15 protein-coding genes, 5 tRNA genes, 3 rRNA genes and 1 CRISPR repeat array are annotated in these 22,947 nt (G+C 44.5%); of the genes, 21 read left to right on the forward strand and 2 right to left on the reverse strand.

All coding sequences use genetic code 11. The annotated features are described in order from the left end of the window. Window positions 1-157 precede the first annotated feature (157 nt). The 3 genes from Ami103574_RS06835 to cuyB all read left to right on the forward strand — a co-directional run bounded on the left by Ami103574_RS06835 (window position 158) and on the right by cuyB (window position 3,356). A complete protein-coding gene (locus Ami103574_RS06835; RefSeq protein WP_330587235.1) occupies window positions 158-1,591 on the forward strand; it encodes an acetyl-CoA hydrolase/transferase family protein in 1,434 nt (477 codons plus the stop codon). 255 nt (window positions 1,592-1,846) lie between these two features. Then, entirely contained in the window at window positions 1,847-2,659 is an 813-nt protein-coding gene (locus Ami103574_RS06840; RefSeq protein ID WP_163065981.1) for a DUF975 family protein, read from the forward strand. Next, window positions 2,652-3,356 (forward strand): cysteate racemase, encoded by a 705-nt coding sequence (cuyB, locus tag Ami103574_RS06845; protein WP_246213212.1) that lies wholly within the window; start codon window positions 2,652-2,654, stop codon window positions 3,354-3,356. The genes Ami103574_RS06840 and cuyB overlap by 8 nt, the downstream gene beginning before the upstream one ends. Before the next feature lie 205 nt (window positions 3,357-3,561). On the opposite strand, the gene Ami103574_RS06850 is transcribed toward cuyB, so the two are convergent. Beyond that, a tRNA-Glu gene (locus Ami103574_RS06850) sits at window positions 3,562-3,636 on the reverse strand. 303 nt (window positions 3,637-3,939) lie between these two features. On the opposite strand from Ami103574_RS06850, the gene Ami103574_RS06855 reads away from it, so the two are divergent. From Ami103574_RS06855 to Ami103574_RS06935, 17 genes are all read left to right on the forward strand, one after another. Next, on the forward strand, window positions 3,940-5,937 hold the full coding sequence (locus Ami103574_RS06855; RefSeq protein WP_163065985.1) for a methyl-accepting chemotaxis protein: 1,998 nt from the start codon (window positions 3,940-3,942) through the stop codon (window positions 5,935-5,937). After that, window positions 5,930-6,406: an FMN-binding protein gene (locus Ami103574_RS06860; protein WP_163065987.1), complete on the forward strand. Its 477-nt coding sequence runs from the start codon at window positions 5,930-5,932 to the stop codon at window positions 6,404-6,406. Before Ami103574_RS06855 ends, Ami103574_RS06860 begins: the two co-directional genes overlap by 8 nt. Before the next feature lie 537 nt (window positions 6,407-6,943). Then, window positions 6,944-8,462 (forward strand): 16S ribosomal RNA (locus tag Ami103574_RS06865). 38 nt (window positions 8,463-8,500) lie between these two features. After that, window positions 8,501-8,577: transfer RNA gene (locus tag Ami103574_RS06870), tRNA-Ile, on the forward strand. Between the two features lie 272 nt (window positions 8,578-8,849). Next, a 23S ribosomal RNA gene (locus Ami103574_RS06875) occupies window positions 8,850-11,743 on the forward strand. Between the two features lie 72 nt (window positions 11,744-11,815). After that, window positions 11,816-11,932: ribosomal RNA gene (gene rrf, locus Ami103574_RS06880) — 5S ribosomal RNA — on the forward strand. Together the 16S, 23S and 5S rRNA genes with 3 tRNA genes alongside form the textbook arrangement of a ribosomal RNA operon. 6 nt (window positions 11,933-11,938) lie before the next feature. Further along, window positions 11,939-12,013 (forward strand) — tRNA-Glu (locus Ami103574_RS06885). A gap of 55 nt (window positions 12,014-12,068) precedes the next feature. After that, window positions 12,069-12,151: transfer RNA gene (locus tag Ami103574_RS06890), tRNA-Leu, on the forward strand. Window positions 12,152-12,354: 203 nt separating this feature from the next. Beyond that, window positions 12,355-12,924, forward strand: a complete 570-nt coding sequence (locus Ami103574_RS06895; RefSeq protein ID WP_163065989.1) for a GNAT family N-acetyltransferase — start codon at window positions 12,355-12,357, stop codon at window positions 12,922-12,924. Between the two features lie 554 nt (window positions 12,925-13,478). Then, on the forward strand, window positions 13,479-13,937 hold the full coding sequence (locus Ami103574_RS06900; RefSeq protein ID WP_163065991.1) for an RNA polymerase sigma factor: 459 nt from the start codon (window positions 13,479-13,481) through the stop codon (window positions 13,935-13,937). Beyond that, complete coding sequence (locus Ami103574_RS06905; RefSeq protein WP_163065993.1) at window positions 13,934-14,683, forward strand: hypothetical protein; 750 nt, start codon at window positions 13,934-13,936, stop codon at window positions 14,681-14,683. Before Ami103574_RS06900 ends, Ami103574_RS06905 begins: the two co-directional genes overlap by 4 nt. Further along, a complete protein-coding gene (locus tag Ami103574_RS06910; RefSeq protein WP_163065995.1) occupies window positions 14,659-15,528 on the forward strand; it encodes an ABC transporter ATP-binding protein in 870 nt (289 codons plus the stop codon). Before Ami103574_RS06905 ends, Ami103574_RS06910 begins: the two co-directional genes overlap by 25 nt. Then, the gene (locus Ami103574_RS06915; protein WP_163065997.1) at window positions 15,525-16,742 is read left to right on the forward strand and encodes an ABC transporter permease; all 1,218 of its coding nucleotides are present in this window, start codon (window positions 15,525-15,527) and stop codon (window positions 16,740-16,742) included. The genes Ami103574_RS06910 and Ami103574_RS06915 overlap by 4 nt, the downstream gene beginning before the upstream one ends. Window positions 16,743-17,019: 277 nt before the next feature. Next, window positions 17,020-17,961: a hypothetical protein gene (locus tag Ami103574_RS06920; protein ID WP_163065999.1), complete on the forward strand. Its 942-nt coding sequence runs from the start codon at window positions 17,020-17,022 to the stop codon at window positions 17,959-17,961. Between the two features lie 231 nt (window positions 17,962-18,192). After that, a tRNA-Arg gene (locus Ami103574_RS06925) sits at window positions 18,193-18,269 on the forward strand. 473 nt (window positions 18,270-18,742) lie between these two features. After that, window positions 18,743-20,051: direct repeats of the CRISPR family, unit length 28 nt; unit sequence GTGTTCCCCGCAAGCGCGGGGGTGATCC. A gap of 122 nt (window positions 20,052-20,173) precedes the next feature. Then, entirely contained in the window at window positions 20,174-20,356 is a 183-nt protein-coding gene (locus Ami103574_RS06930) for a hypothetical protein (protein WP_163066001.1), read from the forward strand. A gap of 242 nt (window positions 20,357-20,598) precedes the next feature. Beyond that, window positions 20,599-21,966, forward strand: a complete 1,368-nt coding sequence (locus tag Ami103574_RS06935) for a sigma-54 interaction domain-containing protein (protein WP_163066003.1) — start codon at window positions 20,599-20,601, stop codon at window positions 21,964-21,966. A 221-nt stretch (window positions 21,967-22,187) separates the two neighbouring features. On the opposite strand, the gene Ami103574_RS15950 is transcribed toward Ami103574_RS06935, so the two are convergent. Further along, window positions 22,188-22,313, reverse strand: coding sequence for a hypothetical protein (locus Ami103574_RS15950; RefSeq protein WP_281350945.1), 126 nt, complete (start codon window positions 22,311-22,313; stop codon window positions 22,188-22,190). Between the two features lie 31 nt (window positions 22,314-22,344). On the opposite strand from Ami103574_RS15950, the gene Ami103574_RS06940 reads away from it, so the two are divergent. Further along, window positions 22,345-22,914 carry a 50S ribosomal protein L25/general stress protein Ctc gene (locus tag Ami103574_RS06940; RefSeq protein WP_163066005.1) on the forward strand — a complete coding sequence of 190 codons (570 nt, stop codon included), beginning with the start codon at window positions 22,345-22,347 and terminating at the stop codon, window positions 22,912-22,914. The last annotated feature ends 33 nt before the right edge of the window (window positions 22,915-22,947 follow it).

Consider the following 22,947-nt stretch of genomic DNA (forward strand, 5'->3'; position numbering starts at 1 on the left):
TGGATGGCTGTATGGAGGAGAGGTGAGTGTCTATTTCCTAAGGGAGGAACAGATGGTGACAAGTGCGTGTATTTTGCAGCAACTGGAAGCCAGTTATGATAGAGAAAAGGCCGTGAGCACTTTTGAGGAGAAGTGCGCTGGCTAGGTGAAATTTATCATGGCAGAGGAAAATATCTCTCAAAATTGGGGAAGAAGCCTAGACGGAAGCGATCGCCGGAAAGATCAAAGGTATAAAATGAAAAAGAAGATTAACAAGCAGATGGAGGAAGTTAAGATGGATTGGAAAGAGCTTTACGAAAGCAGAACGTGTACAGCAGAGGAAGCCGTGCAGAAGATTAAGAGCCATGACAGAGTTGTACTGGCCCATAGTGTATCTGAACCCTATGAGCTGGTAGATGCCATGGTGGCCAACGCAGAAAACTATGAAAATGTAACCGTATCCCAGATGGTCAGTTTGGGCAAAGGGGAATATACAAAGGCTAAGTATAAGGGCAACTTCCGGTATGAGGGGTGGTTTACCAGTGCCTGTACCAGAGAATGTTTGGCAGAAGGACATGGTCAGTTTGTGCCAGTTTACTTCCACGATGTTCCTCGATACATAAGGACAGGTATCTTCCCGGTGGATGTGGCTATGGTAACGTTATCTACGCCGGACCGCAACGGATTTTGTTCCATTGGTGCCTCCTGTGACTTCACCTGGCAGGCCATCAAGTCCGCCAAGGTGGTTTTGGCAGAGATTAACGATCAAGCGCCAGTAATTTATGGGGAGACCTTTGTCCATGTCAGTGAAGTGGACGCTTTCGTGGAGACTTCCAGGCCATTGCCTGAATTAAAGCTGCCGGAAATCTGTGAGGTAGAAAAGGCTATTGGCAAGAACTGTGCGTCCTTGATTGAAGATGGAGCCACTCTCCAGTTAGGTATCGGGGCCATTCCAGACGCTGTGCTGTCCCAACTGAAGGATAAGAAGCACCTGGGCATTCATTCGGAGATGATTTCCGATGGGGTAGTGGATTTGTACGAGGCCGGTGTTATCGATAATTCTCAGAAATCCATTGACAAAGGTAAAATCACGGTAACCTTCCTGATGGGGACGAAGAAACTGTATGATTTTGCAGACAGAAATCCAGCTTTGGAGATGAAGCCAGTGGATTACGTAAATGACCCTGTGGTCATTTCTCAGTGTTCTAAGATGGTCTGCATCAATTCCTGTTTGCAGGTGGATTTCTTAGGTCAGGTGGTGTCCGATACCATCGGAACCCGCCAATTCTCCGGTGTAGGCGGCCAGGTGGACTTCGTACGAGGTGCCGCCATGTCTCTTGATGAGCAGGGGAAGGCGATTATTGCCATGCCTTCCATCGTCAAGAAGAAAGACGGCAGCATGATGTCTAAAATTGTTCCCTTCATCGAAAAGGGTGCCGTGGTTACTACGAACCGCCATGATGTAGATTACATCGTTACGGAATACGGTATCGCCCGCATGAAAGGCCAAACCATGCAAGACAGAGCCAGAGCGCTGATTGGTATTGCTCACCCAGAGTTCAGGGAAGAGCTGAAAGAAGAGTTCGAAAAGCGGTTTAATACGACATTCTAAAATAACAAGTATATCACCCCCCTTATCTGCTGGATGAAAAGACACCAGTTGAGCAGATAAGGGGGGATTGTGGTTTAAAGGGTGTGTTTGCATACGTCAGCTCTCCTTTGACCGAGAAGACATTCGGATGTAAATATTAATAAAACCTTAACAAATAAGAGGGGAGATGGAAAACCCTTGAAGAAAAGGAAGATGGAATGTATAATTAAATATTAATAACATAAAATGAACAAGAAAATAGGAAGGAAAGAAAACATGAATCAAAATATCGTATGGGAAAGTTGCCGTAATATCCGGGCCTTGGCGAGAGTGGCCCTTCGAGGAAAGTGGAAAATTGCAGCTGTTGCTACAGCTATATATTTTGTGGCGCTGATGGTGCCCGCTGCCATTTTAAATATGCTCTTTTATGGTAAAGCTAATGCAGAGGTTTTATCTAATCTTTACACTTTTTTAGTGACAGCACCATTTACCGTAGGTTATACCATTTTCTGTATCAACCTATTCCGGGGAAATGCTTTGGAAATAGCTCAAATCTTTTATGGCTTTGAGCGGTTCTTTAAGGCGATGGGGCTTTATCTGCTCATGTGCCTGTTTATTCTCTTATGGACGATTTTGTTTATTGTACCGGGAATTATTGCTGCGTATCGGTACAGTCAGGCATTTTTGGTTATGGTAGATTATCCGGAATACAGTCCGATGGAGTGTTTAGCTGAAAGTAAACGGATCATGAAAGGCAATAAGATGAAGTTCTTTCTTCTAAGCTTGAGCTTCATTGGCTGGGCCATCTTAGCCGCCATTCCGATGATGATTGTGGTAACACCGACAGCATTAAATGCGCCACAGTGGAGTGACCTTGTCACACTGATTGGGAGTATCCCTTATTTTTGGCTGACGCCTTACTTAACTGTGGCAGGTGTAGCTTTTTACGAGATGGCCAGCGGCCGTTTAAAGCCAGAAGTTATCGATGTACAGGGCAGCGAAATTCATCGGGGGGATTTTGTTCCTCAGCAGGTTGAGAGCTCGGAATATAGCGGACAGTCATTCGCAGAAGGTGAAAGAAGTGAGTAAACTTGTAGGGATTCTGGGAGGCATGGGCCCCATGGCCTCTCAGCTGTTCTACAAGATGGTGACCGACATGACGGATGCCGGTTGCGATCAGGAGCATGTGAACCTGCTCTTGTACAGCGATTCTTCCATGCCCGATCGAACCGCAGCCATCTTGAAGGGCGATTATGAGAACGTCCAGGCACAGCTGCTAGCGGATGCGCAAATACTGGAGAGAAGTGGGTGCCAGGCCATTGGCATCACCTGTAATACAGCTCACTTTTTCGCAGACCGGATAAAAGACGAAATTGGTATACCTATTATCCACATGATACAGGAGACCGCCCAGCAGGTGGCAGAGGAGGCCCGAGAACAGAAGGTTGCTTTGCTGGCTACAGATGGAACGATTCGGACCAGACTGTATCAGGATCGGCTGGAGCAGGCGGGCGTTGTGCCTGTTATCCTGCCAGAAGATATGCAGAAAATGGTCATGTACCAAATCTATGAGCGAATAAAAAACGGAAAGCCCTGTGATGAGGAAAAATGGGCTGTACTGGATGAATTTATCAGAGAAGCTGGCTGTAAACGAGCTATCTTAGCTTGTACAGAGCTCTCGGTAATTAGGGAAGAACTCGCTTTAGACGACTTTTATGTAGATCCTTTGAGGGTACTGGCTTGTGAAGTAATCGAATTTAGCGGTAAAAAATTAAAGCTGTGTTAATACATCCCCGAGAGCATGAAATGCACTGGGTTCAAGCTGTAAACAAAATATCCTGGCAAGACGAAAATCTGTCTAGTGCCAGGATATTTTTTTATCAAAAATGGGCTGTGTTTAAAATCAAAATAAAGAAAAAGACTGTAAACAAGCTTTTCCTTGTTTACAGTCTAAAAAAAGTGCGATTATTACAATCGCACTTTTTGTTTTTTGGTGACTCCACCGGGAATCGAACCCGGGTTACCGCCGTGAGAGGGCGGTGTCTTGACCGCTTGACCATGGAGCCATTTTTTTGACTACGTTGTCTATTATAGCATATATTTTGGAAATGTACAGCCCTAAATTTATTTATTTTTAATTTTTTCTTTTTTCATGTTTTTTTAATCAAAAGAACTATTTTTTTAGCTGTATTCAGAAGATTAAGCAGCAATTTCGCCCCTTGTTATTTGAAGGGAAATTTTATATACTATAATGTACATATATTTGACAGAAGAAGACATTATTAGCCATTCTTGAAGAAAATCAAGTTCGCTAAGGTGAACTTACATATAGAAGAAATCCTGTCAGAAGAGAGAAAGGGAGGGAACACGTGGATCTACACATTAAAGAGAGTATTCAAAAGAAAATATTAAAAAATACGGCAATTATAGCCCTTACGATAGCTTTGGGACTAATGGCGGTCATGATTTTTTTCATGAGGTCCTTGACCGACTATATTTTAATAGATACCATGCAGCCTATGTCAAAATCTGCGGCCCAAAGCGTGGAAGCTAATTTACATATGATGACAGACCGGGTCTTTATGATTGGAGATACGGAAGCCTTTACAAATCCGGCCATGAGCGTTCAGGCTAAACAAGAGCTACTGGACAAGGCTAAATCTGGTATTGAGTTTGCTTGGTTGGCCCTGTATTTGCCGGATGGTACTTTGTACACGGGAAGTGAGGACAGCCCGGCGGACATTTCAGCAAGAAGCCAATTCCAGCAATTACAGGAAACGCAGAATCTGGTTATAGACGATACCCAAAGTACCGATGCTGGTTTGGAGATTATTATGGGAACGCCTATTATGGGCCCCGATGGACAGGTGGCTTATTATCTGCTGGGCAGCTACGCGTACGATGTGATAAATGACATCATGAGCAATATTCATATCGGAAAGACGGGAACGACTTTTATCATCAATGAAGACGGCAAGTTTATGGCCCACCAGGACATGGAGCAAGTCAGCGGCGGCAAGTCAATTTTTGACCATTATGGGGATGGGGTGACGATTCAGACCATGGTCAAGCAGATGAGCCAAGGACAGACCGGGATTTCCAAGGAAGGCAGCTGGTGGGATAAGCGATATTTCAGCTATTCACCAGTGCGAGGAACTCATTGGAGTTTGGTAATCACAGCTCCGCAGGAAGATTTCATGACGGCAGCGAACCGGGCTATTTTAGTCAGCGGATTAATTACTGTCTTGCTGCTGCTAGTTGCGGCCTGGATGATGCTGCGATTATCTAAACGGCTCCAAAGACCGCTAGGGCGGGTAACTCAGCGGATTGCGACGTTGGCAGAAGGCGATTTGCACACCACCATTGAGGTAGAGCGGACGAAGGATGAAACGGAGGTTCTCTCTCAGGCCCTAGCGGATACAGTTCAGCGGATGAATACATATACTACAGAACTCTCCAGAGTGCTGTCGGAACTTTCCAACAGTAATTTAAACGTGGGCGTTCAAGGTCAGTTTGATGGCGATTTTGTAATTATGAAAGAATCGCTGGATCAGATTGTAGAATTTCTGAATCAGGTGATGTATGCCATTCAACAAGCTGCGGTAGAGGTATCTCAGACTTCTTATGATATTCAGGAAAATGCCGTGCAGATTGAACAAGGGTCCAGTGGACAGGCAGAGGCCTTGCACCATCTGAGCGGCGAGACCATTATTATTGAAGAAAATGTAGAGGAGATTAACAGGCAGTCGGCAGAAATGCGCCAACTGATGGAAGGGATGACGGTCGACCTGTCTACAGGGAAAGAGCATATGGACAATATGGTCGCCGCCATGGACCGTATACACAGCAATTCAGAGGAGATTAAAAAGATTAATGCCTTTTTAGAAGATATCGCTATGCAGACGAATCTGTTGGCTTTGAATGCAGCCATAGAAGCGGCCCACGCAGGAGAAGCCGGTAAGGGCTTTTCTGTGGTGGCTAAAGAAATTGGCGATTTGGCGGAGAAGAGCGGGCAGGCTTCCAAGCAGACGGCTGTTATGCTGGATCATTCTCAGCTAGCCATCGGTGAAGGAGTTCAGCGGGCAGAGCAGACTGCGTCCTCGCTAGAGCAGATAACCGCTGTTTCGGATCGGTTGGGACAGATTGCAACCTTGTTGTCCGACTCCGTGGCCAAAGAAAAGGTGGCCTTAGAGAATATTAATAATCAAATCGGCGAGATTAATTTGTTGTCGCGCAATAATTTGGTTTCCAGTGAGAAGAGCGCAGAAGCCAGCCAGACCCTAACCCAGCAGTCGGATACCCTGCAAAAGCTGGTAGCCCGGTTTAGTCTGAGAGGGAAGGAAGAAAAGGAGGGGGAATATGAATAGCAAACGATATTTCCTGCATAATAAAAAGTGGTTGCAGTTGATCCTTGCGCTAGTTCTTCTTATTTCATTGCTGGCTGGCTGTGGAGCAAAAGAAGGCACGCTACAAGATGGATATTTTACGGCAGAAATGTCGGATTATTCCCATGGATGGAAAGAATTTGTCACTATTTATGTAAAGGATCAAGAGATTGTGTCGGTAGAATATAACGCTAAAAATGCCAGCGGCTTTATCAAATCCTGGGACATGGCCTACATGAGGCAGATGAATGCCATTCAGCATACCTATCCCAACCGGTACACTAGGCAATATGGAAAACAGGTTCTTGAAAAGCAATCGGCAGAGGGGGTAGACGCGGTCAGTGGAGCTTCCACTTCAGGGGTGTCTTTCCAGCAGCTTGTTCAGGCCGCTATAGATATGTCAAAGTCAGCAAAAAATGAGGTAGCTATTGTTCCTGCTAAAAAAGAGTAGAAAATTAGAAAAAAGTAGTTGACATAGGCGACGGATTTTGGTAATCTATTAAAGCTGTCTCGTGAAACAGTGCCTGCTCAACTGAAAAGCTGAGCACTACATCTTGTTGTTTTCTTGAAAACGACACCTAAATCATTCAGTATATTGTTTTATACACAATGAAATCGAATTTATGAATAAATTTGCAAAAAAGGAAAAAAGATGTTGACAAATTTGCGAGATGGTAGTAAGATATAAAAGTTCCTTAGCGGAACGGCGCTGATAGCTTCGGCTATAGAAGCGCATGAACCTTGAAAACTTCATAGTGTAAAAGAATTAGTCAAGAGAATATTAAGTTATTCTCCAAACTAAGTACAATCAATCAGCATGATTGGTAAGATAACCAAACTTGTTTTGGAAGTCAACGTACAATTTCTTAAAAACAATAATTCTAGGATTTACGGAAACGTGAAGAATAGAACAAGCAAACGCAAATGTGTTTAGCTTGAGTCGAAAGACAAACTTGATTTGAATCAGAGCAATCTGACTTAAATACCATTTACAAAGAGTTTGATCCTGGCTCAGGATGAACGCTGGCGGCGTGCCTAACACATGCAAGTCGAGCGAGAAATTTACAAACAAATCTTCGGAAGAGTGCGTAAATGGAAAGCGGCGGACGGGTGAGTAACGCGTAGGCAACCTGCCTCATGCAGAGGGATAGCCTCGGGAAACCGGGATTAAAACCTCATGATGCAAGGGAAACACATGTTTTTCTTGTCAAAGATTTATCGGCATGAGATGGGCCTGCGTCTGATTAGCTAGTTGGTAGGGTAACGGCCTACCAAGGCAACGATCAGTAGCCGACCTGAGAGGGTAATCGGCCACATTGGAACTGAGACACGGTCCAAACTCCTACGGGAGGCAGCAGTGGGGAATATTGCACAATGGGCGAAAGCCTGATGCAGCAACGCCGCGTGAGCGAAGAAGGCCTTTGGGTCGTAAAGCTCTGTCCTTGGGGAAGAAACAAATGACGGTACCCAAGGAGGAAGCCCCGGCTAACTACGTGCCAGCAGCCGCGGTAATACGTAGGGGGCGAGCGTTATCCGGAATTATTGGGCGTAAAGAGTGCGTAGGTGGTCTTGTAAGCGTGGGGTGAAAGGCAGTGGCTTAACCATTGTAAGCCCTGCGAACTGTGAGACTTGAGTGCAGGAGAGGAAAGCGGAATTCCTAGTGTAGCGGTGAAATGCGTAGATATTAGGAGGAACACCAGTGGCGAAGGCGGCTTTCTGGACTGTAACTGACACTGAGGCACGAAAGCGTGGGGAGCAAACAGGATTAGATACCCTGGTAGTCCACGCCGTAAACGATGAGCACTAGGTGTCGGGGTCGCAAGACTTCGGTGCCGCAGTTAACGCATTAAGTGCTCCGCCTGGGGAGTACGCACGCAAGTGTGAAACTCAAAGGAATTGACGGGGACCCGCACAAGCAGCGGAGCATGTGGTTTAATTCGAAGCAACGCGAAGAACCTTACCAGGACTTGACATCCCTCTGACAGTCCCTTAACCGGGATCTTCCTTCGGGACAGAGGAGACAGGTGGTGCATGGTTGTCGTCAGCTCGTGTCGTGAGATGTTGGGTTAAGTCCCGCAACGAGCGCAACCCTTGTCAATAGTTGCCAGCAGTAAGATGGGCACTCTATTGAGACTGCCGTGGATAACACGGAGGAAGGTGGGGATGACGTCAAATCATCATGCCCCTTATGTTCTGGGCTACACACGTGCTACAATGGCTGGTACAGAGAGACGCAAGACCGTGAGGTGGAGCAAATCTCCAAAACCAGTCCCAGTTCGGATTGTAGGCTGCAACTCGCCTACATGAAGTTGGAGTTGCTAGTAATCGCAGATCAGAATGCTGCGGTGAATGCGTTCCCGGGTCTTGTACACACCGCCCGTCACACCATGGAAGTTGGGGGTGCCCAAAGTCGGCCAGTAAATAGGCTGCCTAAGGCAAAATCAATGACTAGGGTGAAGTCGTAACAAGGTAGCCGTATCGGAAGGTGCGGCTGGATCACCTCCTTTCTAAGGAGACTAACTTTTACACTATGAGTTTTTTTCATGGGCTTGTAGCTCAGGTGGTTAGAGCGCACGCCTGATAAGCGTGAGGTCGGAGGTTCGAGTCCTCCCAAGCCCACCAGAACTTTAAAAAGTTCTAAACGTACTTTGAAAACTGAATAATATGCAAATAAATATCAGAAGTGTTAATAACACACAAAAATAGATACGAAATCGAGGTTATCGAAAGATAACAAAAGAACAGTTAAACTAAGACAAGTCTTTTTAGAATTGTTAAGGGGAAACTACGATTTCAACCGAGAAACCAGAAGAAATGCAAGTCTTTACACAAGTGTGAATGACGAAGTTTCTTAACAAACTAAATCCTGTTTAACGCTAAACAGGTAAATTGCTGGTCAAGCAAATAAGAGCATAAGGTGAATGCCTTGGCACTAGGAGCCGATGAAGGACGTGGCAAGCTGCGAAAAGCTGCGGTGAGGAGCAAACATCCGTCAACCCGCAGATGTCCGAATGGGGGAACCCACCTATGGTAATGCGTAGGTATCCTATGATGAATAAAATAGTCATAGAGAAGGTAACCCGGGGAACTGAAACATCTAAGTACCCGGAGGAAGAGAAAGAAACATCGATTTCCTAAGTAGCGGCGAGCGAAAGGGAAAGAGGCCAAACCAGTGCTTGCACTGGGGTTGTGGACACTCATCACGTATGGCGTGTATAGTCAAAGTTGTCTGGAAAGGCAAACCGAAGAGGGTAAAAGTCCCGTAGACGAAATGCACAAGATGCAGAGTGAATCCAGAGTACCACCGGACACGTGAAACCCGGTGGGAAGCCGGGGGGCCCACCCCCCAAGCCTAAATACTACCTAGTGACCGATAGTGAACAGTACCGTGAGGGAAAGGTGAAAAGAACCCCGGGAGGGGAGTGAAATAGAACCTGAAACCTTATGCTTACAAGCAAAGGGAGCGCAAGTGACCTTGTACTTTTTGTAGAACGGGCCAACGAGTTATGGTATGTAGCAAGGTTAAGGTGCTGGAGCACTGGAGCCGTAGCGAAAGCGAGTCTGAATAGGGCGGTTAGTTGCATGCTGTAGACCCGAAACCGGGTGACCTATCCATGTGCAGGTTGAAGCGAGAGTAAAATCTCGTGGAGGACCGAACTCATGTCTGTTGAAAAAGGCTGGGATGACGTGTGGATAGCGGTGAAATTCCAATCGAACCCGGATATAGCTGGTTCTCCTCGAAATAGCTTTAGGGCTAGCCTCAAGGAAAATGATACTCGGAGGTAGAGCACTGAATGTTCTAGGGGCCTTCACCGGTTACCGAAAACTATCAAACTCCGAATGCCGAAGTATTAAACTTGGGAGTCAGACTATGTGAGATAAGTTTCATAGTCGAAAGGGAAACAGCCCAGACCAACAGCTAAGGTCCCAAAATGTAAGTTAAGTGGAAAAGGATGTGGAGCTGCATAAACAGCTAGGATGTTGGCTTAGAAGCAGCCACTCATTTAAAGAGTGCGTAATAGCTCACTAGTCGAGTGGCTCTGCGCCGAAGATAAACGGGGCTAAAACTTACTACCGAAGCTTTGGAATTATCGTAAGATAATTGGTAGAGGAGCATCGTATGCGGGCAGAAGCGAAGCCGGAAGGCTTGGTGGACTGCATACGAGAGAGAATGTTGGCATGAGTAGCGTAAGGCAGGTGAGAATCCTGTCCACCGAAAATCTAAGGTTTCCTGAGGAAGGTTCGTCCACTCAGGGTTAGTCGGGGCCTAAGCCGAGAGCGAACGCTGTAGGCGATGGACAACTGGTTGAGATTCCAGTACCACCGAAATTCGTTTGAGCGAAGTGGGGACACAGAAGGATAAGCTGAGCGCACCGTTGGTAGAGTGCGTCTAAGCGTCAAGGGAGAACAGGTAGGCAAATCCGCTTGTTCAATTCTGAGGCGTGATGGGGAGGGAAATAAAGTACCGAAGCAGCTGATTTCACACTGTCAAGAAAAGCCGCTAGCGAGAATGTAGGTGCCCGTACCGTAAACCGACACAGGTAGATGAGGAGAGAATCCTAAGGTGAGCGAGAGAACTATTGTTAAGGAACTCGGCAAAATAACCCCGTAACTTCGGGAGAAGGGGTGCCTGCGAAAGCAGGCCGCAGTGAAAAGGCCCAGGCGACTGTTTACCAAAAACACAGGTCTCTGCAAAAGCGAAAGCTGAAGTATAGGGGCTGACGCCTGCCCGGTGCTGGAAGGTTAAGGGGACTGCTTAGGGTAACCGAAGGCATGAACTTAAGCCCCAGTAAACGGCGGCCGTAACTATAACGGTCCTAAGGTAGCGAAATTCCTTGTCGGGTAAGTTCCGACCCGCACGAAAGGCGTAACGATCTGGGCACTGTCTCAACAATAGACTCGGTGAAATTGTAGTACCGGTAAAGATGCCGGTTACCCGCAGCAGGACGGAAAGACCCCATGGAGCTTTACTGCAGCTTGATATTGGATTTCGGCGTTGCATGTACAGGATAGGTGGGAGGCTACGAAGCTAGGACGCCAGTTTTAGCGGAGCCACCGTTGGGATACCACTCTTGTAACGTTGAAGTTCTAACCATGTACCGTGAACCGGTACTGGGACAGTGTCAGGCGGGCAGTTTGACTGGGGCGGTCGCCTCCTAAAGAGTAACGGAGGCGCCCAAAGGTTCCCTCAGCGCGGACGGAAATCGCGCGAAGAGTGTAAAGGCAGAAGGGAGCTTGACTGCGAGACCAACAAGTCGAGCAGGGACGAAAGTCGGGCTTAGTGATCCGGTGGTACCGAGTGGAAGGGCCATCGCTCAACGGATAAAAGCTACCCTGGGGATAACAGGCTGATACCGCCCAAGAGTCCACATCGACGGCGGTGTTTGGCACCTCGATGTCGGCTCGTCTCATCCTGGGGCTGAAGTAGGTCCCAAGGGTTGGGCTGTTCGCCCATTAAAGAGGTACGCGAGCTGGGTTCAGAACGTCGTGAGACAGTTCGGTCCCTATCCGCTGTGGGCGTAAGAAATTTGAGTGGAGCTGTCCTTAGTACGAGAGGACCGGGATGGACATACCTCTGGTGCACCAGTTGTCTTGCCAAAGGCATAGCTGGGTAGCTACGTATGGAAGGGATAAGCGCTGAAAGCATCTAAGTGCGAAGCCCCCCACAAGAAAAGATTTCCTCCAGAAATGGTAAGACCCGTGAGAGACTATCACGTTGATAGGTCGGAGGTGGAAGTGCAGTAATGCATGGAGCTGACCGATACTAATAGGTCGAGCGCTTGACCAAAATGGTTTCAAGGAAAAAATCTGATAGAGCATGTATATTATTCAGTTTTGAGAGTACGCTCTCAAACTCATATCCGGTGACAATAGCGAGGAGGCTCCACCTGTTCCCATCTCGAACACAGTAGTTAAGCTCCTTAGCGCCGATGATACTTGGCGGGCAGCTGCCTGGGAAAGTAGGACGTCGCCGGTTTAAAATGGCTCCATGGTCAAGCGGTCAAGACACCGCCCTTTCACGGCGGTAACCCGGGTTCGATTCCCGGTGGAGTCACCAAAAGAGAAGAAATGATTTCTATGCTGCAAGGGTATAGAAATCATTTTGTCTATATGCGCGATTGGCGGAATTGGCAGACGCACTAGATTTAGGTTCTAGCGGGCGACCGTGGGGGTTCAAGTCCCTCATCGCGCACCATAATGGGGACTGTTGCTTTGCAGCAGTTCTTTTTTATTCTCTTGATTAATCTGACTTTGTATTTATTATAATTATATCAAATTCAAATGAATTTTTGTAATCGTTCGAGGAAATAGAACTAGAATTCCCCAATATTTTATAGTACAATATCAAAAATAAGGCTGGTTCCTATAAAAAATCAGCTTTGAAAGAAGGCGATGAAAATGAGTGCAACCTTGTCTATTCGTTTAGCACAAAGAGCCGATGCGAAAGACTTGCTGAAAATCTACGAACCCTATGTAACTGGTACGGCCATCACTTTTGAGTATGAGGTACCGTCTGTTTCAGAGTTTGCAGATCGAATCAGTAATACCTTGAAGCGGTATCCTTATTTGGTTGCTGTGGAAGCAGGTCAGATTATTGGTTATGCGTATGCGTCCCCTTTCAAATCGCGGGCTGCCTACGATTGGGCAGTGGAAACCACTGTTTATTTAGATGTAAATGTTCGCGGTAAAGGGTTTGGTAAACAGTTGTACCTTGCTTTAGAAGATGCTCTGAAAAAGCAAAACATTATCAATTTGTATGCCTGTATCGCCTATGCGTCATCATCTGATGCTCATCTGTCCAATGCCAGTGCTATTTTTCATGAACACTTAGGATATACACAAGTAGGTTATTTTACTAAATGTGGCTATAAGTTTGATACTTGGTACGATATGATCTGGATGGAAAAGATGTTGAATGAACATTCGGCCAATCCGCCTGTTCTTCTTCCAGTAACAGCCATCTTTTAATCTTTTTGGGACATTAGCACAGCTGGGAGCGTACACACTCTGCAGTGTGGGAGTCAGGGATTTGAATCGCTTATAGCTGGCATAAAACGCTTCCATTATCGTAGCTGGTGACGCTATTGCCTTGGAAAGGGATCAGCCAGTCCTTGCCAATCCTCAATTTACGTTAGACCTTGAACAGGCAACTAAATCTATGGAGAAATTATTGTCTATGAAAGTCAACGCTTACTATTGTTATCACGGTGGTGTTTACACTTTAGCAAACTGAGATTTTAGTTCTTTTAATCGCTCTGGAGAATGAGCTAGGAATATCGCTGTATTTAATTAATTGGTAACTAAAAAAAGACCGTAGTTATGAATATCCTTAAGTGGGTTCATGACAACGGTCTTTTAGATTGGAAAAGCCTATCCTTCAACACGTATGCTTCAAAGATAGAAATGTACGAAGTTAGATAGTAAAATAAATCTATCGAATGAAATTCGTTAAATAAAATTTATTATTTCATCCGCACATTTAAGCGTATTAAACCGTTAAACATTTTGAGAGGAGGTTTTGAATGTCAATCAACATGCAGGAGCAGTATGATAAAATCTATCGTTATTGCTATTATAAAGTAAGAAATCCCCTTTTAGCAGAAGACATTACGCAAGAAACCTTCCTCCGATACTTTGCGCAAAACGTCTACATCGAGCGCGGCAAAAGGCTTGCTTACCTCTATACCATAGCACGAAACCTTTGCATAGATACCTTTCGTAAAATACAGCCTGAACTATTGACGGAAGAGATACCGGGGGCAGATTGCTTTGAACAGATAGAACTTAATATTATGCTCCGGGAAGCCCTTAAAACCTTGTCTGAACAAGAACAGGAATTGTTGCTGCTCCGATATGCTAATGAGCTTTCTGTGGGAGAGATTTCTTCTATCCTTGGAATTTCTCGCTTTGCTGTTTACCGAAGGACAAATGCTGCAATAGCAACCTTAAAAAAGTCCTTCAGAAAGGAGGATTTCTTATGAACGGAAAATTTAGAAAAGAATTGCAGACTGCTTTTGATATCTCTTATCCAAGTGATAAGGAGCGGTTTTTGGAACAATTGAGATATCCTAAAATCACCTATCAAGAATTTCTATTTGAGCAGCTTCGCTATATCCGCAAACGCATATGGATGGCTTCTGTTTTGATTATCTTGTTTGGCTGGATAATTACTTTTCGTTTGCCTGCATTCCAATATTGGCGTGCAGATGGAATAAAAATCTGGAATATTTCTGCTATTCTTCCATTTCTGGCGATGATAACAATTACGGAGATTTATCGTTCTGTTGCTTATAATATGGCAGAGCTAGAGGAAAGCTGTCGCTTTAGTCTATCGCAGATTATTATGGCACGGATGAGCATTCTTGGAGGCGTTAATTTTGTTATTTTGATATTACTCTTGATTTTTATGAATCAAGTATCTTCATGGAGGCTGTTGCAAATCATTTCTTATTCCATGACACCCTATCTTTTGGTGTGTGCTATTTGTTTATGGCTGTTAAATCGAATGCATGGTTCAGATGGCATGTATGCCTGTGGAGCAGCAACCGGGTTTGTTAGTGTAAGTAATATTCTTATTCAAATCTCAGCGGTAAGTCTTTATTCAGATACGTACTTAAACGGTTGGCTGACAATTTTTGCAGGCAGCGTGGTGTTAATTGGATTTCAGATACGTAAATTAGTCGGACAATTGGAGGAAAAACAATGGAACTTAAACTTAGCCGAGTAACAAAGCAGTATGGAAGTAAACTAGCTTGTGACCGCATTTCAATTTCTTTTACACCAGGTGTATATGGTCTCCTTGGGGCAAATGGAGCAGGAAAAACGACTTTGATGCGTATGATGTGCGGTGTATTGGCGCCAACTTCCGGAACTATTAGCTTTAATCGTATTGATGTCAGCCATGAAGATTACCGTGATGCACTGGGTTACTTGCCACAGGGTTTTGGGTATTATCCTGAATTTTCTGCGCTGGATTTCTTGCTATACATTGCCGCTTTAAAAGGTCTGCCAAAACCAAAGGCCAAGGAAAAAGCATGGGAGCTTTTGGAGCAGGTATCCCTTGAAAGAGAAGCAAGGAAGAAGATTAAGACTTTTTCTGGGGGGATGAAACAGCGACTGGGTATTGCTCAATCCCTGCTGAACAATCCACAAATATTAATTTTGGACGAGCCTACCGCGGGTCTTGATCCGAAGGAACGCATTCGTTTTCGTAATTTGATTTCGCGCCTCGGAACAGATCGCATTATATTGCTTTCTACACATATTGTTTCAGATGTGGAGCATATTGCAAACACAATCCTGGTAATGAAAGATGGGCTGATTCTTCATCAAGGAACAAGAGCTGAAATTATAGCAGCTATTGAGGGTAAAGTTTGGGAGTGTATTCTTTCCCCAGCCGAAGCAGATAAACTGTGTAGAAAGTATCCAGTTATTAATTTTCGTCAGGAAGGTCCGGAGACAACCTTCTTGCGTTTGGTATCCGATGAAAAACCGTGTCCGTCGGCATTAAGTGTACAAGCGACATTAGAAGATCTGTATTTGTATTATTTCAGTGAGGTGAATGAACAATGAGTGAATTCTGGAATCTAGTTGGATTTGAATATAAAAAAATTTTATGTAAGAGAAGCATACAAATTGCTTTGATGCTTGCTGTTCTTCTTACAGCATTCACTGTTATTGGGACCCTTCTTGGCAGTTACTATGTGGATGGCAAACCTTATGAATCCAATTATGACGCAATGATTAAAGATAGAGCCTATGCCCGCGCGCTTTCAGGTCAATCGCTGGATACCGAGTTGATTATGAAGACAGTCAATGCCTATGCGCAGATTCCTGAGTCAGAGGTCTACCAGTCTACGCAGGAATATCAAAACATTGCACGCCCCTACAGCCCAATTTACGGAACGATTCGAAGTGTTTTCAATACGGCATCCAAACGCTTTAATATGGAGGATTTTCAAGTCCTTACCAAAGCACAGGCAAAAGATTATTACAGTGCCAGAAGTGAGAAGTTGCAACAATCCATCCAGCAAACCCAGATGGGAGACAAAGCGAAGATGCAAATGCTGGTTCTGGATGAACAAGTTAAAACACCACTTATCTTTTCTTATACGGATGGGTTTACACGTTTTTTTGTAATGGTCAATACGCTGGGGCTGTTTTCAGCGTTTGTTATGGCGGTTTGTATAGCTCCGCTGTTTTCTGGAGAATATAGTTCCGGTGCAGATCAGCTCATTTTGTCCTCCAAACGCGGGAAGAACCGACTCATTTACGCAAAGCTTTTTACAGGCTTTTCTCTAGCAGTAATCATTGGTCTTGTTCTGCTTGCGTTTGCCTTTTGTCTGTCGCTGGCTGTATTTGGCACAGAGGGAGGGAATGCGCCTTTGCAGCTTCATTTAATTCTATCTCCGTATCCGTTGACCATGGGTCAGACCGCACTGTTGCTGACGATTGTTAGTTCGTTTGCCTACCTGATGACGGCGGCGATTACTATGCTGCTTTCGGCGAAGCTGAAATCGTCCTTTGGTGTAATTATTTGGGTGAGCCTCTTACTGATTGCTCCTATGTTGGGCAGTGTTTCAGAAAATAACATACTGCTCTATAATCTGTATCATCTTTTCCCTACACAAATGACCTCCCTTGCGTCAGTAGTGGCTGTGATTCAATATGAATTCGCGGGTATGGTGGTTGGTCCCTATGTGTTCCTTCCCCTATTTGCGATTATAGTCAGTGTCTTGTTGACCCCATTGGCTTATCAATCTTTTAAAAATCATCAAATTGGTTAAAGGTTGAAAGAGGAGGCGCCGGTTTAAATCGTACTGGTGCTTCTGTTTGTCAGCCTAGTTGTATGGTCTATATGAATGTCAGAATTTTTTCATAGAGCCTTATAAATGGAGAGATATGCAAACAGTAAAAAATATGATATCATTAATTTTAGCAGTAAACGGGCTTGGTTAAAATAATTAACAAAAGAAAGTTGTATTTTGCTGCTTCAGTAAGAAAAAATTTTTATCTATTGCTCCAGTAAATTCATAATTTAGGATTACAGAAGGGAAACCACTTATGATACATTATGATCAACAATTACAACTTCTTCAGCAACAATCAGCACAAAAACAACGAACGGAATCTAAGCTGAAAGAATTATACGCTCAACGTGAAGAGTTAAGTACCAGAGTACAAGAATTTAGGAAGAATAAGTTGGACGAACAGGCTGATGTTGACCAGCTGGAGGGCCGCAGTTTAACCGCTTTTTTCTATGCTGTGGTCGGCAAGAAGGATGAAAAATTAGATAAAGAACGAGAGGAAGCTTATGCTGCCAGAGTGAAGTATGACGTCGCCCTCCGGGAACTTTCTGCAGTTGAGCAGGATATTCAGCAGAGTGAGGCCGAACTAAATAAACTAAGTGGGTGTGAACAGCAATATGAAAAATTATTAAAGGATAAGGCGGAGTCTATTAAAGCTCTGGGTCATCAGGCAGGTATAGAAATATTTCAGAGTGAGGAACGTATGGCATATTTAACGAGCCAAGTGAAAGAAATACAGGAGGCTCTTCAAGCTGGAGAAACAGCGTTAAATATCACTAATAGTATTCTGTCCAGCCTGGATGGTGCTGAAGGGTGGGGAACCTGGGATTTATTCGGAGGAGGGTTGATTTCGGATCTGGCCAAGCATGGCCATTTGGATGAAGCTCAAAAGCAAGTGGAGTATTTACAGGTTCAATTGCGCCGCTTTAAAACAGAATTGACTGACGTGACAGTAAACGCTGATATTCAGATTAGTATTGATGGCTTTCTATCCTTTGCAGACTATTTTTTTGATGGATTATTTGCAGATTGGGCGGTGTTAGATAAAATTAATCAGTCCCAAACCCAGGTGCAAAATACTAAATATCAGATTGAAAGGGTAGTAAATCGCTTGAATATTATGTTGCATTCTACAGATAAAGAACTGGAAAATGAAAGAATAAGACTAAATGATTTAATTGTAGAAACGACAATCTAGGGGTGCTGGGATTCAACAAATAAAGTTTATGAAAAAGACGGCTGGTCTAACGTCATTTATTTTGATTAAGTGTAATACCTGTATTGCAATCCTACACATAAAAAAATTAAAAACTTTCGAATTTACCTTTACTAAATTGCCAAAATGATGTATTATAAATAAAGTGCTTTTGATTCGACAGTTTAAAATGTTTATTATAAACGCCGATATTAAATAAAAGTACACTAATGTGCACTCGTAGCTCAGCTGGATAGAGCGTCAGACTCCGACTCTGAAGGCCACAGGTTCGACTCCTGCCGGGTGTACCAATAGTTAAAGACAAGTTTTCAATAAGGAAACTTGTCTTTTTTGTGATTATAAACCTTTTCAAAAGTATCTTTCTCTTTGCAATTTTATAAATGCAAGCGCAAGATCAACATTGCAAATTATAGGTAAATATGGATTTTTCAGTTGATTTGAGACAAAACATTTTATATAATGCCAATATATAGCAAATTATTCATGAAGTGGTGAAACTTTTTCTAATAGACAGTTTGACACGTTGGTCATGCCGAAGAAATTTATTCTGAATATCTCGAACTTGATGAAGGTGAATTTCATTGCAGTATTGATGATGCGCAGTAACGATGCAGGTATTTGAGAAAGTAAAAGAATTTAAGAAGAAAATGGTACTTAAATTGCAAGCTTTGCCAAGGCAATTGATTCGATAGAACTTTTAAAAAAGTAAATGTATTTTATTGAATTTGAAAATAAAAGCCAGGAATTATGGGGTTTTTTAAGTGTGTTCCCCGCAAGCGCGGGGGTGATCCCCTCACCTTTTGGAAAAAGGACAGCCCCCAAAGGTGTTCCCCGCAAGCGCGGGGGTGATCCTCAGCATAACAAGGAAAATAACCCGGCTCACCTGTGTTCCCCGCAAGCGCGGGGGTGATCCTAGGGTCTGTTGTTTGTGGGTTTACAACATTGAGTGTTCCCCGCAAGCGCGGGGGTGATCCTCATAAACTCAAACGTTGTGACAATCAAAACTGGTGTTCCCCGCAAGCGCGGGGGTGATCCCAACAAGGTTACTACAATCAAGCTTGTCAGGGAGTGTTCCCCGCAAGCGCGGGGGTGATCCCGGTGTGCCAATGACTAACGACGATATCACTTCGTGTTCCCCGCAAGCGCGGGGGTGATCCCTCAATACCCAGCAGACTGCGGTTGTACTTATGGTGTTCCCCGCAAGCGCGGGGGTGATCCTGCTTGGCTGGCGGGTTTTGGGTGGGGGTGGGCGTGTTCCCCGCAAGCGCGGGGGTGATCCTATGACCAGTTCATCTAATAAAATCCCATCAAAGTGTTCCCCGCAAGCGCGGGGGTGATCCCTTGTTGTATAAGACGCAAGATGTGGCTGAATGGTGTTCCCCGCAAGCGCGGGGGTGATCCCATCGCCCGCCCTATCATTCCAAGACCGTTCATGTGTTCCCCGCAAGCGCGGGGGTGATCCTTCCACAGACCCCGCAGTCTCAGGGAATTACAAGTGTTCCCCGCAAGCGCGGGGGTGATCCCTCAGTAAGCTTTTGAGTGTCGATAATATCCCGGTGTTCCCCGCAAGCGCGGGGGTGATCCCGTGAAGTGAGACAGGCAGACCAAAGAAAGAAAGTGTTCCCCGCAAGCGCGGGGGTGATCCTCAGCTCCTTGCTATGATGTCTGCATATTATTCGTGTTCCCCGCAAGCGCGGGGGTGATCCTATCATCATTTACGGCTATATCTCTTAACTGTGGTGTTCCCCGCAAGCGCGGGGGTGATCCTAAAGAAGTAGTCTTGTCCTTCCACGAAGATGCGTGTTCCCCGCAAGCGCGGGGGTGATCCTGCCAATGTGGACAAAGCATTCGAGAAAATCATGTGTTCCCCGCAAGCGCGGGGGTGATCCTGTTGGGGTTTCTACAAACAAGTTGCTCGCTAAGTGTTCCCCGCAAGCGCGGGGGTGATCCTTGGTTTCCTTGTTCTCGTTTAGCTGCATTTCTGTGTTCCCCGCAAGCGCGGGGGTGATCCTACAATTGCCGCCCATGGGGACTCTGCCCCTGTGTGTTCCCCGCATGTGCGGGGGTGATTCGCCCTTTACCCCACCGGCCGTTCCAAATGCTATATGTTCCCCGCAGATGCGAGGGTAATCCCCAAAAGTGCTGCTCGGAGGCATGCAAAGCCACGTGTTCCCACAAACACGGGAAGAGTCTTGTGAAGTTGCGATATTTAGGTAAGATTTATCAAGCCTACTACACTGTTCCTGCGGCTTTACAGATTGTGAATTGCTCTGCCAGCGGAAGCATCTCTGGTGATCAAGTCAGGTGGGTGCAACCGATGCAGAAGCAACCGTATCCTTGGAACATGTGGATGATTCCATTCAGTCATCGGCGGTAGATGAGGCGGCTTAAACATCTTTAGAAAGTTACTGAAAGCTTTATGTGGCTTCATCAACGCTCTGTCCTTCAGGATATCCTGGGACGGAGCGTTTTTAAGCTCCTGTTGAAGGTAAAAAAGTAAACGTTTTTCAGTACCTTCGATTTATGATATACTATATTCAGAATTGTCAATAAGATATAAATGGCAGACGGTGAATAGCTGAAAAAAGGTATGTGATATTTGTCTAATCGGGGGTTGTTATGGATATGAATTACGATTATAGAAAAATTAAAGATCATACTAATGTGATGATTACGGATGAACATGGCGTTGCGCTGTTCTATGATACACCTGACTTGGGGGTTCTGAAAGTGCTGAACCTCAATCCCAATGAAATAATCGGGCATAAAATCACGTCACTATATGCCAACATCGACGAAGAAACAAGTACGATTATGACGGTTTTAAAAACAGGGATACCAATCATACATAATACGCAGTCTCTAATTTCCAAAAAAGGAAAGCAGCTTCGCTCTTATAATTCTACTTATCCCATTATGGAGAAGGGAAAGATTATTGGTGCAGTTGAATTTTCCACATATGTTTACACCAAAGAAAACTCTAGCATGCTGGAGCAGTATTCCAAGCATAAAATCTTCAGAAAGAATAACACCAGATATACCATAGAAGATCTGGTAACAGTAAATCCGTCCATGTTAGAAATTAAAGCTAAAATAGCAAAGCTGGCAAATACGAATACTTCCGTTTTGATTTATGGCAAGACTGGTACGGGGAAAGAGGTTGTGGCACAATCTATTCACAACTTAAGCCAGCGGTATAGTGAGCCGTTTATTTCTGTCAACTGTGGGGCGATTCCGTCAACGCTCTTGGAAAGCTTGTTATTCGGGACTGAAAAAGGTAGTTTTACCGGATCTGTGGATGCAAAAGGGATTTTTGAACAGGCAGATGGCGGCACGCTTTTTCTGGATGAGATTAATTCCTTGGATTATCATTTGCAGGTAAAGATCTTAAAAGCAATTGAAGAAAAGGCGGTAAAAAGAATTGGAGGCAGCAAAACGATTCCTCTGGATATTCGGATTATATCGGCCACCAACGAATCGCCGGACAAAATTGTAGCGGAAAAGAAGCTGCGAGATGATCTCTACTATCGGCTGGGGGTTGTCCAGTTAAATCTTCCCGATCTGATAGAAAGAAAAGAAGACATCCCCAGCTTACTGGAGTTTTATGTCAGCCATTTTAACAGCACGATGAATATGCGGATTGAAGGCGTTCATCCGGAGGTACTGGCGTATTTTTACCGATACCGATGGCCGGGAAATATACGAGAGCTTCGAAATGCCATTGAAGCGGCCTTCAATAATGCGTCCGGTTCACAGATTAACCTAAAGGATATTCCTGAAAAAATTCGTGGCTATGTCCCTGCTGTTTCGTTTTCCCCTTCAGAACATATGGCAAAATCTTTAAAGGGGACGATGGAAGAATATGAACAGAGGATTCTTCAAGAAGAACTTCTAATCAGCGGATATCGAATTGCCGAAACAGCCAGAAAGCTGGGCTTATCCAAACAGTTGCTTAAATATAAGATGGAAAAATATCATTTGCGATAGTAATCTGTTGAATTTAAAACAGATTAGTTGATTAATTTGTATGCTGGATCAGATTTGCTTTTGAGGTATAGTTATGTTATAATAACAATAAATTCTAAATAAAGCCCACAAGTATGTTTGGGACAGACCGTGACAAAGATTTGTTATAGGCTAACTTAGGAGGAACTGGGTCACCGTCTCTCCTTATTAAATAAAAAAGAACCGTCTATTTAAGAAGGGCTTTAGGTATCCACCATATGGTGTTGTCTGAAAGGCCCTTCTTTTATATTATCATCTATGCTGCCACATTGGCTGTATAGGGAATCTATGGATTCAATCTGCACCAGGTAATATGTAGATTGAAACATAAAATACTCAACCAATTTAGGAGGGAAAAACATGGATATCATTACCGTACAAAAACGTGATACTGCGACAAAAGCCAAGCATTTAAGGCGCTCAGGGCTTGTACCGGGCAACATTTTTGGTGGAATGCTTCAGGAGTCAATTTCTATCCAAATGGATGAAGTCATTGCGCGCAAGCTGCTTCGGGTTAAGAGAGAAGGCAGCAAACTGCGATTGGCTCTTGGTGACCAGGTCATCCCAGTACAAATTAAAGAAAAAATGCAGAATACTTTAAGTAACGAAATCGTTCATATTAGCTTTCAGGCACTAAAAGAGGATCAAAAAGTCAACAGTGTTATTCATATTTTACTGAAAAATATGGATAAGGTAGCGGGAATCGTAGAACGAATTCTACCTGAAATCCCTTACGCATCGCTTCCGGCTGACATGATTGACACCATAACCATTGATTTGGAAGGTATGCAGGTTGGCAGTGTCTTAACTGTCGGGGACATTCCTGAGTTTCAAAACGAGAAAATTGATTTGCAGGTTGACACAGATAGCATTGTTTTGCGAATCAATGACAAAACGCGCACAGTTGCGCAGGTAGAAGAAGAAGCTTAGTACCTAGTTATGACTTAAATTGATATCATTTAT

The sequence above is a fragment of the Aminipila butyrica genome, assembly GCF_010669305.1.
In the GTDB taxonomy this organism is placed as follows: domain Bacteria; phylum Bacillota; class Clostridia; order Peptostreptococcales; family Anaerovoracaceae; genus Aminipila; species Aminipila butyrica.

Excerpts from the sequence above, each read along its gene's own strand:
- Ami103574_RS06835 (WP_330587235.1), top strand. The coding sequence starts at position 158 with ATGGCAGAGGAAAATATCTCTCAAAATTGGGGAAGAAGCCTAGACGGA.
- Ami103574_RS06840 (WP_163065981.1), top strand. The coding sequence starts at position 1,847 with ATGAATCAAAATATCGTATGGGAAAGTTGCCGTAATATCCGGGCCTTG.
- Ami103574_RS06860 (WP_163065987.1), top strand. The coding sequence starts at position 5,930 with ATGAATAGCAAACGATATTTCCTGCATAATAAAAAGTGGTTGCAGTTG.
- Ami103574_RS06895 (WP_163065989.1), top strand. The coding sequence starts at position 12,355 with ATGAGTGCAACCTTGTCTATTCGTTTAGCACAAAGAGCCGATGCGAAA.
- Ami103574_RS06900 (WP_163065991.1), top strand. The coding sequence starts at position 13,479 with ATGTCAATCAACATGCAGGAGCAGTATGATAAAATCTATCGTTATTGC.
- Ami103574_RS06905 (WP_163065993.1), top strand. The coding sequence starts at position 13,934 with ATGAACGGAAAATTTAGAAAAGAATTGCAGACTGCTTTTGATATCTCT.
- Ami103574_RS06910 (WP_163065995.1), top strand. The coding sequence starts at position 14,659 with ATGGAACTTAAACTTAGCCGAGTAACAAAGCAGTATGGAAGTAAACTA.
- Ami103574_RS06915 (WP_163065997.1), top strand. The coding sequence starts at position 15,525 with ATGAGTGAATTCTGGAATCTAGTTGGATTTGAATATAAAAAAATTTTA.
- Ami103574_RS06920 (WP_163065999.1), top strand. The coding sequence starts at position 17,020 with ATGATACATTATGATCAACAATTACAACTTCTTCAGCAACAATCAGCA.
- Ami103574_RS06935 (WP_163066003.1), top strand. The coding sequence starts at position 20,599 with ATGGATATGAATTACGATTATAGAAAAATTAAAGATCATACTAATGTG.
- Ami103574_RS15950 (WP_281350945.1), bottom strand. The coding sequence starts at position 22,313 with ATGTTTCAATCTACATATTACCTGGTGCAGATTGAATCCATAGATTCC.
- Ami103574_RS06940 (WP_163066005.1), top strand. The coding sequence starts at position 22,345 with ATGGATATCATTACCGTACAAAAACGTGATACTGCGACAAAAGCCAAG.